Consider the following 20,611-nt stretch of genomic DNA (forward strand, 5'->3'; position numbering starts at 1 on the left):
GTGGGGTAAAGATTGCTTCTTGTACTAGCATAGGGCAAGGCAATACTGATGACGATAGGGCTTTCGCTTATAGATAGCATGTACGAATCAGTAAAATAAATAGCGAATGAAGTAAGCTTTTAAAAGATAGTACTCGTTAAACGAGATACATTTTTAAATCACAAGCTACCTTTATAGCTCCATGTTGATTCCCGCAAGGTAGAGACTAGAGACTTAAACTGGGGATTTTCCCCAGTTTTTTGGTAAAATATAAGGAGGATGACTCCAGTCGATCTGAAGTACGAAGTAAAAAGAAAGCCATAAGTACTTCTTTTTACCATCATCTGACATTGGACTATTCAACTTGCGAATGAATATTGTTAGCGATTATCGTTTTTTCAAAAATAGAGAGGAAGAAAAAGAATGAAAAAGAAACTACTACAAACAGCTCTAGTACTGACTGTAACGCTAGGGCTTCTAGGAGGCTGTCAGTCGATTCAAAACTGGTGGAAGAACACCAAGGCAGAATGGATTGGGCTTGAAATGACAGTACGCACCTATGATGAAAATTCTCAACTAATTGATCAAATGTCTGGAAAATCGCTATCCATTTCTCGTAATGAAGACTTTGACTCAGTAGACAGTGAGGGCAACTCCAAGGGAGATAGTTCGGTCTTAAAAATTACTTTAGGGAAATACGAAATAGATCATGTAGGATCTTCCTTGATTGCTGTGGAAGATGGACTAGAAGATATTTTCCTAAAATACCAAACAACTACAACCGTTGATGATCAGAAACCTGCCGTTCCACTTCTTAATCGGATGCTATCCAAATTTAAGAACGATTTTACTGGAAAGGAAAAAGTGATTTTGATTCGCTCGCAGAATGGTACTCCCCTTGCGACTTATGCAGGAAATAAGGTTTCCTTATATGCCTCTGATGCACCGAAAACTTCAGAACTTCTCATTGATGGTAAGCGCCTCATTATTTATCGCTGTGATTACACGATTTATGATAGGGAATTGCTGGAAAAATAAGAACCTGTATTCATCCGTAAAGTACTTTTGTATAAGAGGTCGTTTTTTTGCCCATCAAGTTCGTTTTTTTGAGGACATATTGACTATATCTTGAAAAAGCAAACGATGAGTAGCTTAAAAACGAGCCTTAGATGGCAGTGCTGCACTGTAAATAGAGATTCTAAGACAGCTCTAGGCTGGAGAAGGAGTGTTTAACTTTTGCATTGTTGGAGAAATATGGTATAATAATGGCATGCGATGAGCCGAATGTGGCAGAAGCCACTTTCACGCTAGGGAGGTCAAAACGCAGGAGCGGATCTTGATAAGTTGTGTGAACCTGCTTATCACACGAAAGTGCCCTTAGACTAAGAGAAATCTTGGTCTTTTTTGTTATTATATACTTTTTTTCTAAGAATCTCTTTTCATTCATTGAAAAAAAGTATATAATAACAAGCATAGAAAAATTTTTAGAAAATTCGGAAAAAAGAGGTAGATTATGGGATACACAGTAGCCGTTGTTGGTGCAACTGGTGCCGTTGGTGCACAAATGATTCAGATGTTGGAAAGCTCCACTTTACCTATTGATAGAGTACGTTATTTGGCTTCTGCTCGTTCAGCCGGTAAGGTCTTGCAATTCAAAGGGCAAGATGTGACCATTGAAGAAACGACAGAAGCTGCTTTTGAAGGGATAGATATTGCACTATTTTCAGCAGGAGGATCTACCTCTGCTAAGTATGCTCCCTATGCAGTCAAGGCAGGAGCTGTTGTGGTTGATAATACGTCTTATTTCCGTCAACATCCCGATGTACCGCTTGTTGTACCTGAAGTAAATGCCCATGCGCTAGATGCCCATAAGGGGATTATTGCCTGTCCTAATTGCTCTACGATTCAAATGATGGTAGCCTTAGAGCCAATCCGTCAAAAGTGGGGCTTAGATCGAGTGATTGTATCGACCTATCAAGCTGTTTCTGGAGCGGGTATGGGAGCGATTTTGGAAACCCAAGCACAGCTACGTGCAGTCTTAAATGATGGCGTAGCACCAAAAGAGGTAGAGGCAACTATTTTGCCGTCTGGTAGTGATAAAAAGCATTATCCAATTGGATTTAATGCTCTGCCACAAATTGACATTTTTACCGACAATGATTATACCTATGAAGAGATGAAAATGACCAAGGAAACCAAGAAAATCATGGGGGATGAAAACATCGCTGTTTCTGCCACCTGTGTTCGTATTCCAGTCTTATCAGCTCATTCGGAATCCGTTTATATTGAGACAAAAGAAGTAGCTCCGATTGACGAAGTAAAGGCAGCTATCGCAGCCTTTCCGGGGGCCGTTTTAGAAGATGATGTGTCCCAACAAATTTATCCGCAGGCGATCAATGCGGTAGGCAAGCGCGAAACCTTTATCGGTCGTATTCGGAAAGATTTAGATGCAGAAAAAGGTATTCATATGTGGGTTGTCTCTGACAATCTCTTGAAAGGGGCAGCTTGGAATTCCGTTCAAATCGCTGAAACACTTCATGAACGTGGATTGATTCGTAAAAGCCAAGAAGTGGTTTTTGACTTAAAATAAGCGAGAACAAGATAGCCAATCACTTAGGAGGAAGCCATGTCACTAGAAAATTTGAGAAAAGCACGCATTATTACAGCGCTCGTTACGCCTTTTCATGATGACGGAAGCATCAACTTTGGGGCATTGCCTAAGTTGATTGAACATCTCCTCTCCCACCATACTGAGGGCTTGATTTTAGCAGGAACAACGGGCGAAAGCCCGACTTTGACCCACGAGGAAGAATTAGAACTCTTTGCGGAAGTGCAGCGTATTGTGGCTGGGCGTGTGCCTTTGATTGCAGGGATTGGGACGAATGATACGCGCGATTCGATTGCCTTTGCACGTGAGGTAGCTGCTTTCGGTGGTTTTGCTGCGGGGCTTGCGGTAACTCCTTATTACAACAAGCCAACTCAAGAGGGGCTATACCAGCACTATAAGGCGATTGCGGACGCTAGTCATTTACCGATAATGGTCTACAATGTGCCAGGGCGTACGGTGGCTGGTTTGACTTTAGAAACCTCACTTCGCTTGGCACAGCATCCAAATATTATTGCGATTAAGGATTGTACGGGCCTAGCGACGATTTCTCATCTCGTAGAAAATGCCCCAGAGGATTTCCTAGTCTACACTGGAGAAGATAGTGAAGCCTTTCATGCCAAGGCACTAGGTGCTCAAGGCGTAGTCAGTGTAGCTTCCCATACTAATGGAGATGATTTCTATAGGATGTTTGCGGCTTTGGATGAGGGAAAGATAACAGAAGCAGGAGCGATACAACGCAAATTGTTGCCCAAAGTGGAAGCCCTCTTTTCGACCACAAGTCCTGCACCTCTGAAAGCTATTCTCAACCACCAAGGGTTCGAAGTCGGTCCATTGCGGTTGCCACTCGTTGCTTGTAGCGAGCTAGAAGCAAGAGCCATTATTGCTATCATGGAAAAATAGCAAGGAAACTCTGGAATGAATATTTTAGAGTTTTCTTATTTTTTTGATGAAATACTGGCTGTATGTTGAAAAAAACGAACGATGACTAAGTTTATACTCTTTAAAAATCAAAAGGCTCCTTCGTCAACTTGCCTTGGTGAAGGCTCGTTCTACCTTGGGTTTCGATTATAAGGAAATGAGCGGTGCTACTCTCATTTCCAACGAGGCTGGGACAAAAAGATTTTGATTTTTGAAATTCTTTATCATCAAATCTTCAAATTGATAAATGAAATACAAAAAGCGAACAAACAAGAATGTTGAGTGTCCGAAAACCAGTTTTGTTCGTTTTTTATAGTTGAGGTTAGACTTTTGTCCCAGACTCTGAGTCTACTTTTGATTTTTAAAGAGTATTAGTACTAGGAAACGAGCTGCAGGCTGCTTCAACAGTCTAATGACTGTTGAAGGTTGGAAATCATACTGACGATAGTCAGTAACAATCGTAGAGTAGGGCAAAGCGAGTTCCAATCATCTAGCAGATGATTGGAAGTTGGAAATAGAGAAACGTAGTTTCCACAATTCATCTAGCAGATGATTGGAAGTTGGAAATAGAGAAACGTAGTTTCCACAATCGTTGAAGTAATAAAAGGTAAACGAAATGAGTATACTTGTCCAACAATACAAAAGAAGTTCGTATAGTCCTTTCCTTCGCTTTTGTTGGGCTCTTTGTGTTTTGTCTAGAAGTATATACTAGTAGAGAAAAGAGGTTATTCTTATGAACATCAAAAAGGCCAGTGAGTTAGTAGGCTTATCGAGTGATACGATTCGCTATTATGAACGGATTGGCTTAATTCCACCGATTCAGCGTAATAGTGCAGGTGTCCGTGATTTTGGTGAACAAGATTTGGCTGTCCTAGAATTTGTTCGTTGTTTTAGAAGTGCAGGGGTATCAGTTGAGAGCTTGATTACCTATATCAGCTTATGTCAAGACGGAGAAGATCAGAATCTTGAAGAACGTCGTGCGATTTTGCTTGATGAGCGTAAAAAATTACAAGAAAAGCTCGATGAGCTTGTGTCTGCAATTAGTCGCTTGGACTACAAGATTGAAAATTATGAGAAAGTTATCGTGGCAAAAGAAAAATCTTTATTTGAAAGAGGAAGATAGATAGGAGATATTTACAGATATTGAAGCGAGAGAGCCTCTTTTAAATGGCTTATCTACCCTATTTTTACGTGCTATTCCTATCCAGAGATATTGCTTTAAGTGCTAGATGTCTGACGTTAAATTATAGCGCTAGCCTTGTTGCAATGCCTTTTATCATTATAAAGGGTTACTAAATTTTAAAAAGAGCTTACTCTTAAAAATATGCTATAATAGATGATGTATAAAAGATGAGAAATAGAAAGGAAATTCATGTCAATCATAAAAAATCTTTGGTGGTTTTTTAAGGAAGAAAAACGGCGCTATCTTATCGGAATCACTTCTTTGAGTTTAGTGGCTGTTTTAAATTTAATCCCACCGAAAATTATGGGGCAGGTTATTGATGCGATTACGAATGGACATTTGACAAAAAGAGACTTGCTTATCCAGCTCTTGTATCTAGTTCTAGTAGCTGTTAGCATGTATATTCTGCGCTATATTTGGAGAATGTACATTTTAGGGACTTCTTATCGGCTGGGGCAAATCATTCGCTATCGTCTGTTTGAACACTTCACTAAGATGTCACCGTCCTTTTACCAGCAATATCGGACAGGAGATTTAATGGCGCATGTGACCAATGATATTAACTCCTTGACCCGTTTGGCGGGCGGTGGAGTGATGTCGGCAGTTGACGCTTCGATTACAGCCTTGGTGACGTTCGTTACGATGTTTTTTACTATTTCTTGGCAGATGACCTTGATTGCAGTAATCCCTTTACCCTTTATGGCACTCGCAACGAGTAAACTAGGTCGAAAAACCCATGAGACTTTTAAAGAATCCCAAGCAGCCTTTTCAGAATTGAACAACAAGGTACAAGAGAGTGTAGCAGGGATCAAGGTGACCAAGTCCTTTGGTTATCAGGTAGCAGAAATAACTGCCTTTCAAGAGGTCAATGAGATGACTTTTACTAAAAATATGCGCACGATGAAGTATGATGCCATGTTCAATCCCTTGGTCTTGCTTTTTATTGGTGCTTCTTATGTGTTAACATTGACGGTTGGCGCTTTTATGATTGTCCAAGGTCAAGTAACAATTGGGGATTTAGTAACCTTTGTGACCTATCTAGATATGTTGGTCTGGCCTTTAATGGCTGTTGGTTTTTTAGTGAATATGCTACAACGTGGCAAGGTATCTTATGAACGAATCCATGCACTTTTAAGTCAAGAGCCAGCCATTAAAGATGCAGAGAATCCTATTGAAAATATTGCAAATGGACGTCTAGTCTATGATGTGAAGCAATTTAGCTATGAAGAGGACGAAACCCTATCGGACATTGGCTTTAGCTTAGAGAAAGGGCAGACCCTAGGCTTGGTGGGACAGACTGGTTCTGGGAAGACCAGTTTGATTAAACTGCTACTACGAGAATATGATGTGAGAGTTGGAAGAATCACTCTTAACGGTCATGATATTCGGAACTATCGTCTGTGTGATTTGCGTCAGCTAATTGGCTATGTACCCCAAGACCAATTCTTGTTTGCGACCTCGGTTTTAGAAAACGTCCGCTTTGCTAATCCAGATTTATCACGAGAAAGAGTAGTAGAAGCAACTAAGTTATCTCAGGTTTATGATGATATTATGGCCATGCCTAAGGGCTTCGATACGGTTATTGGTGAAAAAGGAGTATCCTTGTCAGGTGGTCAAAAGCAACGCCTGGCTATGAGCCGTGCGATTATCTTGAATCCAGAGATTTTGATTTTAGATGATTCTTTATCAGCAGTTGATGCTAAGACAGAGCATGCTATCATTGAAAATCTTAAAGGAATGCGACAAGCTAAGACCACCATTATCTCTGCCCACCGTTTGTCAGCAGTTGTTCATGCAGACTTAATCTTAGTGATGCAAGACGGCAAAATTATTGAGCGAGGTAGCCATAAGGAATTGCTAGAGCAAGGTGGTTGGTATGCAGAAACCTATGCTTCACAACAGCTAGAAATGGAGGAAGTAGCATATGAAAAAAATGAGCCAATGGGCTGTTTTTAAACGCTTGCTGTCCTATTTAAAGCCCTATAAATGGTTGACGATACTCGCTCTTAGTTTGCTCTTGTTGACAACGGTTGTAAAGAGCCTTATTCCCTTGCTTGCTTCTCATTTTATAGACCAGTATTTAAGCTATCTCAATCAGAGGGCTATTATGCTCTTAGTCGGTTATTATCTGATGTATGTGTTGCAGGCAATCATTCAGTACTTCGGAAATTTCTTTTTTGCCAAAGTATCCTATAGTATTGTCCGTGATATTCGTAGAGATGCCTTTTCTAATATGGAAAACTTAGGTATGGCTTATTTTGATAAAACCCCTACAGGAACGATTGTCTCTCGTATCACCAATGATACCGAGGCTATTTCTGAAATGTTTTCAGGTATTTTATCTAGTTTTATCTCAGCCGTTTTTATTTTCGTTGTAACCCTTTATACCATGCTGGTATTAGATATGAGATTAACAGTCTTGGTGATTCTCTTGCTTCCTTTTATCTTTATCTTAATCAATCTCTATCGGAAAAAATCAGTTGCTATCATTGCAAAAACTAGAAGTCTCTTGGGTGATATCAATAGCAAACTTTCTGAGAGCATTGAGGGAATCCGTATCATTCAGGCCTTCAATCAAGAAGAGCGATTAAAAGCAGAGTTTGAGGAAATCAACCAGGAGCATATGCTCTATGCCAACCGCTCGGTAGCCTTAGATAGTCTATTTTTACGACCAGCCATGTCGCTGTTAAAACTGCTTGCCTATGCGCTTCTAATGGCTTATTTTGGATTTCGAGGTCTCAATATTGGCATGTCAGCAGGGCTAATGTACGCTTTTATCCAATATATCAATCGCTTGTTTGATCCCTTAATAGAAGTGACCCAGAATTTTTCCACTATGCAAACTTCTGTAGTGTCGGCAGGTCGGGTTTTTGACTTGATTGATGAGGCCTTTTTTGAGCCGAAACAGGGAAATAGTCCTGCTCAGATTAGAGAGGGAGTGATTGAATTTCGTGATGTGTCTTTTTCGTATGACGGACAACGGCGTATCTTGGACGGAATTTCATTTCAGGTAGGCAAAGGAGAAACGATTGCTTTTGTCGGAGCAACAGGATCTGGAAAATCGTCCATTATCAATGTCTTGATGCGGTTTTATGAATTTGAATCAGGTCAAGTCTTGATTGACGGCCAGGATATACGTCAATTCTCTCAGGCAGAGTTGCGCAAGCACATCGGGCTTGTCTTACAAGAACCCTTTTTATACCATGGTACTATTGAGACCAATATCAAGATGTATCAAGATATTACAGCTGAAGAAGTGCGTGGGGCTGCAGAGTTTGTGGATGCAGATCAGTTTATTCAGAAATTACCAGGTCGCTATCAAGCTCCTGTGTCTGAACGTGGAAGTAGTTTTTCAACAGGGCAACGACAGTTGTTGGCTTTTGCACGTACAATCGCAAGCCAACCTAAGATCTTGATTTTGGATGAAGCAACAGCTAATATTGATTCGGAAACGGAGCAGATGGTTCAACATTCTCTTGATAAAATGCGTCGGGGACGCACGACTATTGCTGTCGCCCATCGTCTGTCAACGATTCAAGATGCCAATCGTATCTATGTTCTTGAGAAAGGGAAGATTATCGAAAGTGGAACGCATGAGGAATTGCTAGAAAAGAGAGGTACCTATCATAAAATGTATCAACTACAGGCAGGTATGCTTATACATTCGTAAATGGAAGAAAAAAAGAATGAATGTTTTGAAAAATTCTTACATTTTTCAAAACATTCATTTTTAGAGAGTATTTCCTTGGTCTAGTTCCTTTTAATTTTGGCTACAACTGATTGTTATACTCATTTAGTTTAACTTTTATTACTTCGACGATTGTGGAAACTTCGTTTCCTTATTTCCAACTTCCAATCATCTGCTAGATGAATTGTGGAAACTACGTTTCTCTATTTCCAACTTCCAATCATCTGCTAGATGATTGGAACTCGCTTTGCCGTACTCTACGATTGTTACTGACTATCGTCAGTATGATTTCCAACCTTCAACAGTCATTAGACTGTTGAAGCAGCCTGCAGCTCCTTGCCTAGTACTAAAAGGAAATGAAACAACTATAATTAAACGAATCCAGTGGCTTCGTTTAACCCGAGCCAAGAAACTGGAAAGCGAGGACCAATCTCATTGGTTGCAAGCCAACCTGCTTCGATTGTCTATTTTTTCTAGGAGTTGCTTCATCAGTCTCTTTCAGACTGATGAAGGTTGGAAATAAAACGAGTGACACTCGTGTCAAAGGCTCTCGTATCTTGTTGTAATTGAACACGGGCTAAAAGCTCGGAAAAAAGATAAATCCTCCTAGAAGCTGGTGCTTCTTCGTCGCATTTTCTATTTTTACCGTAGCTGTTGCAGGCTGTGCCTGCTTTACAGATACGGATGCCCTTTGGGTACATTCGCTTTTTTCACGCCCTCGTATCTTGTTGTAATTGAGTTCGAGCTAAGCACTGTGTGAAAAAGATAGGTAGCCGTTTCGGCTTTATCTAATTACAGATGAGAAGCTTTTTAGAGATAGGCTGAAAACCTCCACTGGAGCTTTTCATTCGTCAAATTTCCTATTTTTCTGTAGCCATTATGAACTCTATTCACTTTACGGCTTTTGTATTTTGGTTTAACTGAGTTCGGACTAAAAATGGCAGAAAAAAGATGAATCGTATCGATTACCGGAGCAATCTTCTCCGATTCCCTATTTTTCTTTCCATTTTCTTAACGTCCTCACATCTTAATTTTCTTTATACATAATGTGAAAGAGGGTTTCTCCGGCGTCAAATTGGAAATGCTCATGCAGAACTTGATAGCCCAGTTTTTTATACAAGGAAAGAGCAGGGGTATTCTGAACTCTAACACTTAGTAGAAGGTAGTCAAAGTCTGTAGTTGCTAAATAATTCATGAGTTGATAACCAATGCCTTGTCTACGATAGTCCTTATTGATACATAGTTCGTTTAATTCAAAGGAGTGCTGGTACCAGTCGGTCTCTTTTGGCAATATCCTGTCGACTTGCTGTGCCCACCAATTTTCTTTTCTAAAGTCAAATCCAAATAAAAATCCTACAAGTTGCTCTTTGTATTCTTCTGTTACAAGAATAGCCTGGCGATCGGACAAGATACTATTTTCAATCCTCTTTTTCAAGGAATGGGGTTTTTGAATTTCATCTTTATAGACATCATCATATAAAGCAGATACCTTGTCTATGATTTGATAGATTTCCTTATCTTTATAAATCTTCACTTCTTCAAGCTCCTTAAAATGGCTTCTTTTTCTATTAGTATATCATATGGGGTTATAGGTGACAACGGTAGCTGCTGCTCCAGGAACAATAAATTCAGATAATACTCAATAAAAATCAAAAGTAGACTAGCTTTCATAATTAAGAATTGTGAACGGTTAGCCGAAGGTAAAACGAGCGTTCACCAAGGCAAGTTAAGGTTGAGTTTGATATTCAAAATAGTAGAAAGCATAGATATGTAACCCCTTTCAACATTTGTGGTATAATTAAGAAAAATGGAGGAAAAGCTATGAAAATCATCATTGTTGGGGCTTCTTTTGCGGGTATGAGTGCCGCTTTGGAGTGCTATCAAATCTATCCTAAAGCGCAGATTGTGCTAATAGATAAGGAAAAAGAGGTCGGCTTTTTTCCGAATGTGTTTAATTGGCAATTAAAGGGAGAGTTAGGACAGGTTGAAGAAGCGCGGAGCGAGCTATGGCATCAAGTCCAGAAGACTAGGATTGATGTACGACTAGAGACCAAGCTCCTTCAATTAGATGCAGACCGTCAAGTGCTCATGCTTGAGCAAGGAGGAGTGGTTGGTGAAGAGACTTATGATAGCCTGATTTTGGCTATGGGAGCGAAGCAAGTATGGAATATAGAAGAGGACGCACTAACGGAGCGTATCTTATCGTCTAAGTATTTTTCAGATGCTCAGAAAAGTCAAGAGAAGATAAGGGCAGCGCAGTCAGTCATCATTATTGGTGGCGGACAGATTGGACTAGAAAGTGCGGATGCCCTTAGTCAGTTACCACTTTCTCTGACCTTGTTTGAAGCTGAAACAACCCCTCTTGCCAAGTATGTAGATCCAGACCTAATGGTAGGGATTGAAGAAGAATTGAAAAAGCACAAGATTGACCTGCATACAGCAGAAACTGTGGAGAAGATTAGTCTGTCGTCAACTGGTCATAAGGTCAGGGTTGATACCCTAAAGGCTAGTTATGAAGCAGATTACTTGTTGCTTGCGACCAATTTTCAGCCGAATACAGACATCGTAAGAGGGATTTTGGAGTGTAATCCGGATAAAACGATTGTCGTGGATGACTATCTGGAAACGAGCCATCCCAATATCTTTGCGATTGGAGATCTTATTCAACTTCCCTTTGCCTTTTTTGGCAAGGCTTACCTGCCGCTCATCAATCATGCTATTTTGACAGGGCGTTTGGTAGCCTATAATTTAGTAAGCAAACGACGCCCCCTAAAGGAAGTGCAGCGAGTTGTTTCCAGTCATCTTTTCGGATATAATATCACAAGTGTCGGCTTAACAGAGCGTCAAGCCCAGCTCTGGACAGATGTGGATACAGTTCTTTTACAAGCGCCTTTTAGTCAGTGGGAAGCAGAAGAATTAACCTTTAAATTGATTGTACAATCTTCAAGCGGTCGCCTTTTAGGCGGGCAGTTGGTTTCTACCTCCCGTCATATTCATCAAATGAATACTTTGGCGCTAGCTATTTCAAATGGCATGACAGTGCAAGATATGGTTGAGCAGAGCTGGCTTTGTTTACCACGTTATACAAACCTTGTCCCCATTGTGACAGAGGCTTGTCAGCTATACCTGCATCGGCAAGAGGAGGAGGCTGCCTATGAGGATTGAAGAGCTTTTGGAAAAACGGGAGCGGGCGGTCTATCTTCTGGTGGAGCGTCTAAAAGATAGTCAATCCAGTCTTTCGTTAAAGACCCTAAGTCAAGAACTGAATCTATCACGCACGACCCTCGTTCGTTATATCGAATCGTTCGATGAAGAGGCAAGGCAGGCTGAGCTAGGACTATACTTGCACATAAGAGAAGAAGAAGTAAGCTATGAGAGGAAAGATGCTTTCTTACATGCAGACTGGGTAGCCTACCTATGTCAATTTAGTACCAAGTATCAGATGCTGCTCTATCTTTTTGAGAAGGAAGAATTTGCCATTCATGCTTTGGCACAGCACTTGCTGATTAGTGAGGCCAGTCTTAATCGACAATTGGCTGCTCTCAATCATCTTTTGCAGGATTTTCAGATTAGCATACGGAATGGTCGGCTTAAGGGAAGTGACTTGCAGATTCGTTATTTCTATTACCAGCTCTTTTTGCAAACAAAGACTGCCTCTAGTATCAAAAAATGCCCTTACTTCCGTCAGCTAGCCAATTATCTTGCACTGTTTGAACGATTTTTTGAGGTGAAGTTTAACTCTTACCAAGCCTTTCAACTCTCTCTTTGGCTTGGTATCTCTCAACGACGCATGAGGGGATGCGACATCGATTTTAATGAGCTAATCCAGTTGATGAAGCCCTATATGGAGCAGAAATGGTATCAGGAATTACGGACTTTTGTCCTAACCCTTTATCAATATCAATCCACACCTGTTCGTGAGGGGGAGGTCATGAGCTTATTTGCCTTTTTAGTCAGTCACTTTATTCTAGCCCCACAGAAAATTGAGCAAATCATCGCCTTTGGTGGACCGATTCGAGAAGCTACTACCTGGTGCTACCAGACCATTCGTGAAGAGGTAGGGCATCAACTACCTATCCACGAGCAGATTCTATATTATCTCAATCAATTATTGGGAAAAGTCTACTTTTTTAAGGGAAGTTTGGAGCCCGCTATTCTCCATAAGAATCAATATCCATTAACAAGTGCTCGTTCCTTGCTAGCAACAGTTTTAGAAAAGGTTTACCAACCTCAATGTCCCAACCTTATCTTTCAGTGCGAGGAGGAGGTAGGGAATGTGGCGGGGCTCTTTGACTATCTCAGTCAAGCTCAGCCAGTAGTGGTACGAATTGCTTTTATGTCCTACCAATCTCCCATTATTTCAGAGCCTATTTTGTTCCAACTACAAAGAGAGTTTGAACGCACACATGCCGTTAGTATCGAGCCTTTTTCTCCTTCTAATGACTATGATTTGCTGATATCAGATGAGCCCAGCCTTTTAGATATGCCTTGCTATTTCTTCTATAGAAGATTGTACGCAAATGATTTGATAGCCTTGAAAAAAATCATTACCAACCTTCAGGAGCAGAAAGAAAAGCGTGCCCAGCGACGTCTAGAAACCAGTATGTTCTCGATGGAGAGGCGTTGATACTCTTTAAAAATCAAAAGAATCCTTCGTCAACTTGCCTTGGTGAAGGCTCGTTCTACCTTGGGCTTCGATTATAAGAAAATGAGTGGTGCTAACCTCATTTCCAACCTTTCACATTCTTAATTGTGAAAGCGAGTCTACTTTTGATTTTTATTGAGTATGAGTAGGTACAAAAGAAAGAAAAAAGAGTAAGAGTCTACTTATCATTTGATGAGGAGGGATCGTGCTCTTTTTCTATCAAAAATTTTTCAGAACCTATATTTTTTGATAGGAGCTGGTGGGAGAAATAGGTTACAATAGGGATAACTAGAAAACGTAAGCGTTTTCAAATACAACCATTCAGTCTCATTTTATTAGTTCCTTAACTTAGCTTGTCTAATCTTAGTGATGTTTGTGCTTTGTTTCTTGGTAGTAAAAGAAAGCTGAAGGGTTATCATAAATAAAGGAGGTCTCCCATGACACAAGAAAAATATATTATGGCTATTGATCAAGGCACGACAAGCTCACGTGCCATCATCTTTAATAAAAAAGGTGAGAAAGTCGGAAGTTATCAAAAGGAATTTCCACAAATTTTCCTAAAACCAGGTTGGGTAGAGCACAATGCGAATCAGATTTGGAATTCAGTCCAATCCGTCATTGCAGGAGCTTTCATCGAAAGCGGGATTAACCCATCGCAAATCGAGGGAATCGGAATTACCAACCAACGGGAAACAACGGTTGTCTGGGATAAGGAGACAGGGCTTCCAATCTACAATGCAATCGTCTGGCAATCCCGTCAGACAGCTCATCTTGCAGATCAGTTGAAACAAGATGGCTATTCGGACATGATTCACCAAAAGACTGGCTTGGTCATTGATGCTTATTTCTCTGCAACTAAGGTTCGGTGGATTTTAGATCAAGTGCCAGGTGCCCAAGAGCGAGCTGAAAAAGGAGAAATTCTTTTTGGTACAATCGATACATGGCTAGTCTGGAAATTAACCAATGGACGCTGCCATGTGACAGACTATTCCAATGCAGCACGAACCATGCTGTATAATATTAAGGAACTCAAATGGGATGATGATATTCTTGCGCTTTTGAATATTCCAAAAGCGATGTTGCCGGAAGTCAAGTCCAATTCAGAAGTCTATGGCAAGACGACGCCATTTCATTTCTACGGTGCAGAAGTTCCAATTTCAGGGATGGCAGGTGACCAACAGGCAGCCTTGTTTGGACAATTAGCCTTTGAGCCAGGTATGGTAAAAAATACCTACGGCACAGGTTCTTTCATCGTCATGAACACTGGTGAAGAGATGCAGTTATCTGAAAATAGTCTCTTGACAACCATCGGCTATGGAATCAATGGCAAGGTTTACTATGCCCTTGAGGGTTCCGTTTTCATTGCAGGTAGTGCTGTTCAGTGGTTGCGGGATGGTATGCGTATGGTCAAAGAGTCTCCTGAATCTGAGGAACTAGCCCGCAAGTCTACTAGCAATGATGAAGTCTATGTAGTCCCAGCCTTTACCGGTCTTGGTGCACCCTATTGGAACTCCGATGCCCGTGGTTCAGTTTTTGGTTTGACACGTGGAACCACTAAGGAAGACTTTGTGAAGGCAACTCTTCAATCTATCGCCTATCAGGTGCGCGATGTTATTGATGTGATGCAAATTGACTCTGGAATGCCTATCTCTGTCTTGAAGGTAGATGGTGGTGCAGCCATGAACAGCCTCCTTATGCAGTTCCAAGCGGATATTTTAGGTATTGAAATTGCAAGAGCTAAAAATTTGGAAACAACAGCCCTCGGCGCAGCCTTTCTTGCTGGTTTGGCAGTCGGTTTCTGGAAAGATTTAGAGGAATTAAAGGCTCTAAATGCCGTTGGTCATTCTTTCCAACCAGCTATGAACAATGCCCGTAAGGAACAGTTGTACAAGGGGTGGAAGAAAGCAGTTGCAGCTACGCAATTATTTGCTGAGATAGATGAAGAAGAATAGAAGAGAGAGTATAAAATGGAATTTTCAAAAGAAACAAGACGACTAGCTATTGAAAAAATGCAGGACAGACAGCTTGATTTGCTGATTATAGGAGGAGGGATCACTGGTGCAGGTGTTGCTCTACAAGCAGCGGCAAGTGGAATGGAAACAGCCTTGATTGAAATGCAAGACTTTGCAGAAGGGACGAGTAGCCGGTCTACAAAATTGGTTCACGGTGGCTTGCGTTACTTGAAACAATTTGATGTGGAGGTTGTATCCGATACAGTTTCAGAACGTGCAGTGGTACAACAAATTGCTCCTCACATTCCAAAACCAGACCCAATGTTACTTCCAGTCTATGATGAAGAGGGATCTACCTTCAGCATGTTCCGCTTAAAAGTTGCCATGGACTTGTATGACCTCCTAGCAGGTGTCAACAATACAGATCTGGCTAATAAAGTGCTAACAAAAGAAGAAGTCCTAGAACGTGAACCACATTTGAAGCAGGAGGGGCTTGTCGGAGGTGGTGTCTACCTTGATTTCCGTAATAACGATGCCCGTCTCGTTATCGAAAATATCAAGCGTGCTGCCAAAGATGGAGCCTTGATTGCGAGCCGTGTCAAAGCAGAGCGCTTTATCAAGGATAGCAAGGGCAAGATTATAGGGATTGTCGCACGTGACCTCCTGACAGACAGCACCTTTGAAATTCGAGCTCGTCTCGTCATCAATACAACTGGACCATGGAGTGACGAAGTACGCAATCTCGGTGGTGAAGGTAGTGGTCTCTTGCAAATGCGCCCAACAAAAGGAGTTCACTTAGTGGTGGATAGTTCTCGCCTTTCTGTGCCACAACCGACTTATTTTGATACAGGACATGCAGATGGACGAATGGTCTTTGTCTTACCGCGTGAAAACAAGACCTATTTTGGAACGACAGATACAGACTACACAGGCGATCTAGCCAATCCAATGGTAACGCAAGAAGATGTTGATTATCTACTTGATATTGTGAACAATCGTTTCCCTGATGCTCACTTGACCCTCGATGATATTGAGAGCGGCTGGGCAGGTTTGCGCCCACTCTTATCTGGAAATGGTGCTTCTGACTACAATGGTGGAAATAATGGTAAATTGAGCGATGATAGTTTCAATAGCCTGATCGATACCGTCAAGGCTTATCTCAACAATGAAAAAACACGTGATGATGTCGAGCATGATTTAACCCAGCTTGAAGGGAGTGTATCAGAAAAAACATTAGACCCATCAGCTGTTTCTCGTGGCTCTGCTCTTGATCGTGATGACAATGGTTTATTGACCCTTGCTGGAGGAAAAATTACTGACTTCCGTAAAATGGCAGAGGGTGCCCTTGAAAAAGTGGCGGAAATTCTTGACGCAGAACATGGTCGCACATTTAGACTAATCAATTCAAAAACCTATCCTGTATCAGGTGGAGAATTAAATCCTGCTAATGTGGCAGAAGAAATTGAACATTTGGCACAATTGGGTGTGAAAAAAGGCTTGAACTATGATGATGCACTTTATCTTGCGAATTTATACGGTTCAAATGCACCAAAAGTCTTTGCCCTTAACCACAAAGTAGAAGCAGTAAGTAATCTGAACCAACGCGATTTACTATCTCTTCATTATGCGATGAAAGAGGAGATGACTTTAACTGCAGTAGACTATCTCCTACGTCGGACGAACTATATGCTCTTTATGCGTGAGCAGCTAGACCATATTGTTGAAGATGTACTATCTGAAATGGCAGCTTACTACGGCTGGTCTGAAGAAGAGCAGGTAGCACAACGGACCTTATTAGAGGAGACCCTAGTCAAGAACGACTTGGCTTACTTAAAAAAGTAAATTCAATCATCACTATCAATACAAAATGTAGAAGGAGTTTATATGACAAAAGAATTATTAGGTGAAGTAATCGGAACTGCCTTACTCATCTTATTGGGGAATGGAGTTGTAGCAGGTGTCGTCCTTGATAAAAGTAAGAGTAAGGACGCTGGCTGGATTGTGATTACAATCGGTTGGGGTCTTGCCGTTGCAATGGCAGCTTTTATAGGTGGTCTGTTAGGGCCTGCTCATTTGAATCCGGCGGTATCCATCGCTATGGCTTACGCAGGTAATCTTCCATGGGGCTCTGTCCTTCCTTACATCGGTGCCCAGTTCATTGGTGCTTTTATTGGAAGTATCTTGGTTTATGCGATGTACAAGGATCACTACGATGCAACAGAAGATACTGGAGCAGTTCTTGCAACTTTCTCAACAGGACCTGCTATTCGCAATACAGTTACAAATACAATCAGCGAAGCAATTGGAACGTTCGTTCTCGTACTTGCCCTGCTCGCTTTTGGCAACTATGATATGCCTGCTGGTCTTGCTACCTTGACAGTTGGAGCCTTGATTGTGTCTCTCGGAGTTTCTCTCGGTGGTCCAACAGGGTATGCTTTAAATCCTGCGCGTGACCTTGGTCCACGTATCATGCACGCTATCCTTCCATTGAAGCACAAAGGTAACTCAGACTGGAGCTATGCTCTCGTACCAGTTTTAGGTCCTATCATCGGAGGCTTGCTCGCAGCAATTTTCTATGGATTGATCTTCTAATATTCTTTATAGTTGTTTCGTTTCCTTTTAGTACTAGGCAAGGAGCTGCAGGCTGCTTCAACAGTCTAATGACTGTTGAAGGTTGGAAATCATACTGACGATAGTCAGTAACAATCGTAGAGTACGGCAAAGCGAGTTCCAATCATCTAGCAGATGATTGGAAGTTGGAAATAGAGAAACGTAGTTTCCACAATCGTTGAAGTAATAAAAGTTAAACGAAATGAGTATAAAAATCAGCACTACACGGTATCAACGGATCATTGGAAGGTGCTAAAAGCTGTGTCAAAAAGGCAGGTAGCCATCTAGCACAACAGTCTAAGAATAGCCTGTTTAAAGTTAGAACTAAAATGAGTGCCCCTCTTGTCAAATGTCCTTATATCATATTCTAGTTTGATGAGTGACGAACTCTAATGGATCTTTTCAGCCTATTTCCTAAAACAAAAAGACATAGTTGGGAACAGTCACTGCTTTTATGCCAATTGTCCGTGATTGAGTTGCTGTGTCCATCCTCCTTACCTAAAGCTAAAGGAAAGGACTAGCTTGATTTTCTTTGAGTATAAGCCTGAAGAAAACCTGTCTCACTTTTAAATAGAGACAGGTTTTTCGTCTTATATCAGTTCTTCTAATTTATCAACCAATGATCCGACATAGGCAATGGTGTCTTTTAATGGCTTGTCTGTTGAGACATCAACACCTGCATGTTTGGCAAGGTCTTGGGCAGATAGGCTTGCTCCTAATGAGAGGGTTTCAAGCCACTTGCCAACAACAGCTTCGGGTTGTTCTTCTAGCTGTTTTGCCATGGCAGTTCCGATGGTGAGACCAGCAGAGTAGGTGTATGGATACAAGCCCATATAGTAGTGTGGCTGGCGCATCCAAATCAATCCTGCATCATCACCGATTTCAAAATCTTCCCCCCAGAATTCTTTGATGATGTCTAGCTTGATTTGGCACAGAATATCTCCATTAAGGTATTCATCCTTGTCCAAGCGGGTATAAACCTCACGTTGGAAAGCTGCTTCCAGCAAATGAGTAACCATATTATGGAAATACGTACGGCTAATCAATTCGCTGATGAGATAGGCTTGGAAAGCAGGATCTTGATTTTGTTTCAAGAGGGTGTTACATGTTAAGACCTCATTGGCAGTAGATGGTGCTTCGATAAAGTAAAGGGATGGCTCATAGTTGAGAATACTTTGTTTTTTTGCTAATTGGAAATGACCAGCATGTCCCAATTCATGTGCGAGAACCAAGACCTCATTCATCAAACCAGTCCAAGACAAGAGGATGTAAGATGGTCCATCATACAAGGTTGCGCAATAGCCTCCGGTTGCCTTTCCTTCATTTTGGGCAAAGTCAATCCAGCGCTCCTCAAAGGCTTGCTCAATCATTTTGATGTAATCAGCTCCTAAGATTCCAAGACAGTCAATTAAGAATTGTTTAGATTCTTCAGGGGTAATGCGTTGATTGAAGTCAGAAGGCAGGCTGATTTTCAAGTCTGCATGGGTAATGGTGTCAAGACCATGTGCCTTGGCAACCAGTTTCACATAGCGGCGCATGTGAGGTGCTAGTTCCTTCATAATCACATCGATTTGACGGTCAAATAGATCACGAGAGACATTCTGACCAAAGAGGAGATAGTCAATAGTGGAATCAAAGCCACGTAATTTTGCCTTGATTTGTTCATTTTTGATGTGGGACAAGTAGTCTGCCGCTGTGGTATTCTTATATTTTCGAAGGGTTGAATAGAAGCTATCTGCAGCATTGCGACGAAGTTCGCTATCGTGGCTGATCTCATAATCATTTTCAAAAAGAACGTAGCTATTTCCGTAAGATTGACCATTTGCAATGAAGTTGTTAAAGGTCATATCTTCAAATTTTGTTGTCTCATAATTGCGGTAAGGTTGCTCAAAACTTGGGGCAAAGTTTGCTAACACTTCCTCTTGCAAAGGATGGAGTTGGTGGGGCTTTTGACGAATGATTTCCTTGATATAGCTAGTCCATTGTGGCTCCTTAGCGCTAACTTGGTTTAGAAGTGTCTCATCAAGAAGGGTCAGTTGAGTTTGCAAGAAAGCAATTTTGGGATAGCTAGTAGCTATGGTTACTTGATAGTCATTGGCAAGGCTAGCAAGATCAGCATTCATCTTATCTACATCAAGATTTAGAAAAGCATAGTGGAGCAATTTGCTGTTAATGATTTGGATTCGCTCATATTCCTTGAGAGCTTGAATAATCACATCAACAGAAGTGAGCTTGTCTTTATAGTTGTTTTCAAATTGCTCAACCTGTATTTTGTAGGCAGTAAGTGCTTCTTGATAGGCTTGCTGGGAGGGATAAATAAGAGAAGTATCCCATGTTAAATGCACATCAATTTCTTGACGTTTTGGCATAGCGTTTGTCATCTAATATTCTCCTTTTTTTGTAATGGAAATATTATATCATATTTCAGGAAAAAAACTTGACAAATAGCGAAAATCCTTGGATAATGGGAGTATAGTATTTATCAACCACTCATTGCTATTTTTCTAGAATTGGGTGTTGGTCTTTAGGAAAGATAAGAGGGTTGTCGACCGCAAGAAAGGAGTTTTTTATGCAAGTCATTAAACGGAACGGGGAAGTCGTTGACTTTAATCCAGATAAAATTTATCAAGCCATTATAAGGGCTGCTCGTACTGTATATGTCATTGATGATACTTGGCGTCAAAATTTAGCACAGGTTACAAAGAAAGTCGTTTTAGACTTGGAAGAAGCTCATACCGAACGTCCAACGATTAGCATGGTCCAATCGCAGGTGGAACACCGTCTGATTGATGCGGGCTACATCACTATTGCGGAACACTATATTTCTTATCGTCTCCAACGCGATTTAGAGCGTAATGGTTATGGGGATCGTATTAATGTTCATCTACGATTTGAACAACTCAGGTAATCAAGTGTAGGAAATGGAAAGCCAAAAGCTATCGATAGATGGCTTTTTTTGGCTCTTTGTCAACTGTAGTGGGTTGATGAAAAGCTAACATCGTGAGAGGACGAGATTCGTTCTCTCTTT

14 protein-coding genes are annotated in these 20,611 nt (G+C 41.1%); 12 read left to right on the forward strand and 2 right to left on the reverse strand.

Translation table 11 applies throughout. The annotated features are described in order from the left end of the window. The first annotated feature begins 402 nt into the window (after positions 1-402). From ACVPON_RS06205 to ACVPON_RS06230, 6 genes are all read left to right on the forward strand, one after another. Entirely contained in the window at positions 403-1,017 is a 615-nt protein-coding gene (locus ACVPON_RS06205; RefSeq protein ID WP_462877234.1) for a DUF5052 family protein, read from the forward strand. 475 nt (positions 1,018-1,492) lie between these two features. Then, on the forward strand, positions 1,493-2,569 hold the full coding sequence (locus ACVPON_RS06210) for an aspartate-semialdehyde dehydrogenase (protein WP_462877236.1): 1,077 nt from the start codon (positions 1,493-1,495) through the stop codon (positions 2,567-2,569). A 36-nt stretch (positions 2,570-2,605) separates the two neighbouring features. After that, entirely contained in the window at positions 2,606-3,487 is an 882-nt protein-coding gene (dapA, locus tag ACVPON_RS06215; RefSeq protein WP_462877238.1) for a 4-hydroxy-tetrahydrodipicolinate synthase, read from the forward strand. Positions 3,488-4,238: 751 nt separating this feature from the next. After that, the gene (gene nmlR / locus ACVPON_RS06220; RefSeq protein WP_462877240.1) at positions 4,239-4,628 is read left to right on the forward strand and encodes a stress response transcriptional regulator NmlR; all 390 of its coding nucleotides are present in this window, start codon (positions 4,239-4,241) and stop codon (positions 4,626-4,628) included. Positions 4,629-4,877: 249 nt separating this feature from the next. Continuing rightward, a complete protein-coding gene (locus ACVPON_RS06225; protein WP_462877242.1) occupies positions 4,878-6,644 on the forward strand; it encodes an ABC transporter ATP-binding protein in 1,767 nt (588 codons plus the stop codon). Continuing rightward, positions 6,613-8,358, forward strand: coding sequence for an ABC transporter ATP-binding protein (locus ACVPON_RS06230; RefSeq protein WP_462877244.1), 1,746 nt, complete (start codon positions 6,613-6,615; stop codon positions 8,356-8,358). Before ACVPON_RS06225 ends, ACVPON_RS06230 begins: the two co-directional genes overlap by 32 nt. Positions 8,359-9,403: 1,045 nt before the next feature. Here the strand turns inward: ACVPON_RS06230 and ACVPON_RS06235 are convergent. Then, the gene (locus ACVPON_RS06235) at positions 9,404-9,910 is read right to left on the reverse strand and encodes a GNAT family N-acetyltransferase (protein WP_462877246.1); all 507 of its coding nucleotides are present in this window, start codon (positions 9,908-9,910) and stop codon (positions 9,404-9,406) included. Between the two features lie 287 nt (positions 9,911-10,197). On the opposite strand from ACVPON_RS06235, the gene ACVPON_RS06240 reads away from it, so the two are divergent. The 5 genes from ACVPON_RS06240 (at position 10,198) to ACVPON_RS06260 (ending at position 17,565) form a co-directional block, all read left to right on the forward strand. Next, positions 10,198-11,541 (forward strand): FAD-dependent oxidoreductase, encoded by a 1,344-nt coding sequence (locus ACVPON_RS06240; RefSeq protein WP_462877248.1) that lies wholly within the window; start codon positions 10,198-10,200, stop codon positions 11,539-11,541. After that, positions 11,531-13,003: a helix-turn-helix domain-containing protein gene (locus ACVPON_RS06245; RefSeq protein WP_462877250.1), complete on the forward strand. Its 1,473-nt coding sequence runs from the start codon at positions 11,531-11,533 to the stop codon at positions 13,001-13,003. The genes ACVPON_RS06240 and ACVPON_RS06245 overlap by 11 nt, the downstream gene beginning before the upstream one ends. A gap of 455 nt (positions 13,004-13,458) precedes the next feature. Further along, positions 13,459-14,973: a glycerol kinase GlpK gene (gene glpK, locus ACVPON_RS06250; RefSeq protein ID WP_462877252.1), complete on the forward strand. Its 1,515-nt coding sequence runs from the start codon at positions 13,459-13,461 to the stop codon at positions 14,971-14,973. A 15-nt stretch (positions 14,974-14,988) separates the two neighbouring features. Beyond that, positions 14,989-16,815, forward strand: coding sequence for a type 1 glycerol-3-phosphate oxidase (gene glpO / locus ACVPON_RS06255; RefSeq protein ID WP_462877254.1), 1,827 nt, complete (start codon positions 14,989-14,991; stop codon positions 16,813-16,815). A gap of 42 nt (positions 16,816-16,857) precedes the next feature. Then, complete coding sequence (locus ACVPON_RS06260) at positions 16,858-17,565, forward strand: MIP/aquaporin family protein (protein WP_462877257.1); 708 nt, start codon at positions 16,858-16,860, stop codon at positions 17,563-17,565. Positions 17,566-18,173: 608 nt separating this feature from the next. On the opposite strand, the gene pepF is transcribed toward ACVPON_RS06260, so the two are convergent. Next, positions 18,174-19,964 carry an oligoendopeptidase F gene (gene pepF, locus ACVPON_RS06265; protein ID WP_462877259.1) on the reverse strand — a complete coding sequence of 597 codons (1,791 nt, stop codon included), beginning with the start codon at positions 19,962-19,964 and terminating at the stop codon, positions 18,174-18,176. 188 nt (positions 19,965-20,152) lie between these two features. Between pepF and ACVPON_RS06270 the strand changes: the two genes are divergently transcribed. Beyond that, positions 20,153-20,491 (forward strand): ATP cone domain-containing protein, encoded by a 339-nt coding sequence (locus tag ACVPON_RS06270; RefSeq protein ID WP_462877261.1) that lies wholly within the window; start codon positions 20,153-20,155, stop codon positions 20,489-20,491. Positions 20,492-20,611: the final 120 nt, after the last annotated feature.

The organism is Streptococcus sp. 1F3 (assembly GCF_054968985.1).

What these genes read in the sequence shown, in the direction of transcription:
- ACVPON_RS06205 (WP_462877234.1), top strand. Translation starts at nt 403, where the DNA reads ATGAAAAAGAAACTACTACAAACAGCTCTAGTACTGACTGTAACGCTA.
- ACVPON_RS06210 (WP_462877236.1), top strand. Translation starts at nt 1,493, where the DNA reads ATGGGATACACAGTAGCCGTTGTTGGTGCAACTGGTGCCGTTGGTGCA.
- dapA (WP_462877238.1), top strand. Translation starts at nt 2,606, where the DNA reads ATGTCACTAGAAAATTTGAGAAAAGCACGCATTATTACAGCGCTCGTT.
- nmlR (WP_462877240.1), top strand. Translation starts at nt 4,239, where the DNA reads ATGAACATCAAAAAGGCCAGTGAGTTAGTAGGCTTATCGAGTGATACG.
- ACVPON_RS06225 (WP_462877242.1), top strand. Translation starts at nt 4,878, where the DNA reads ATGTCAATCATAAAAAATCTTTGGTGGTTTTTTAAGGAAGAAAAACGG.
- ACVPON_RS06230 (WP_462877244.1), top strand. Translation starts at nt 6,613, where the DNA reads ATGAAAAAAATGAGCCAATGGGCTGTTTTTAAACGCTTGCTGTCCTAT.
- ACVPON_RS06240 (WP_462877248.1), top strand. Translation starts at nt 10,198, where the DNA reads ATGAAAATCATCATTGTTGGGGCTTCTTTTGCGGGTATGAGTGCCGCT.
- ACVPON_RS06245 (WP_462877250.1), top strand. Translation starts at nt 11,531, where the DNA reads ATGAGGATTGAAGAGCTTTTGGAAAAACGGGAGCGGGCGGTCTATCTT.
- glpK (WP_462877252.1), top strand. Translation starts at nt 13,459, where the DNA reads ATGACACAAGAAAAATATATTATGGCTATTGATCAAGGCACGACAAGC.
- glpO (WP_462877254.1), top strand. Translation starts at nt 14,989, where the DNA reads ATGGAATTTTCAAAAGAAACAAGACGACTAGCTATTGAAAAAATGCAG.
- ACVPON_RS06260 (WP_462877257.1), top strand. Translation starts at nt 16,858, where the DNA reads ATGACAAAAGAATTATTAGGTGAAGTAATCGGAACTGCCTTACTCATC.
- pepF (WP_462877259.1), bottom strand. Translation starts at nt 19,964, where the DNA reads ATGACAAACGCTATGCCAAAACGTCAAGAAATTGATGTGCATTTAACA.
- ACVPON_RS06270 (WP_462877261.1), top strand. Translation starts at nt 20,153, where the DNA reads ATGCAAGTCATTAAACGGAACGGGGAAGTCGTTGACTTTAATCCAGAT.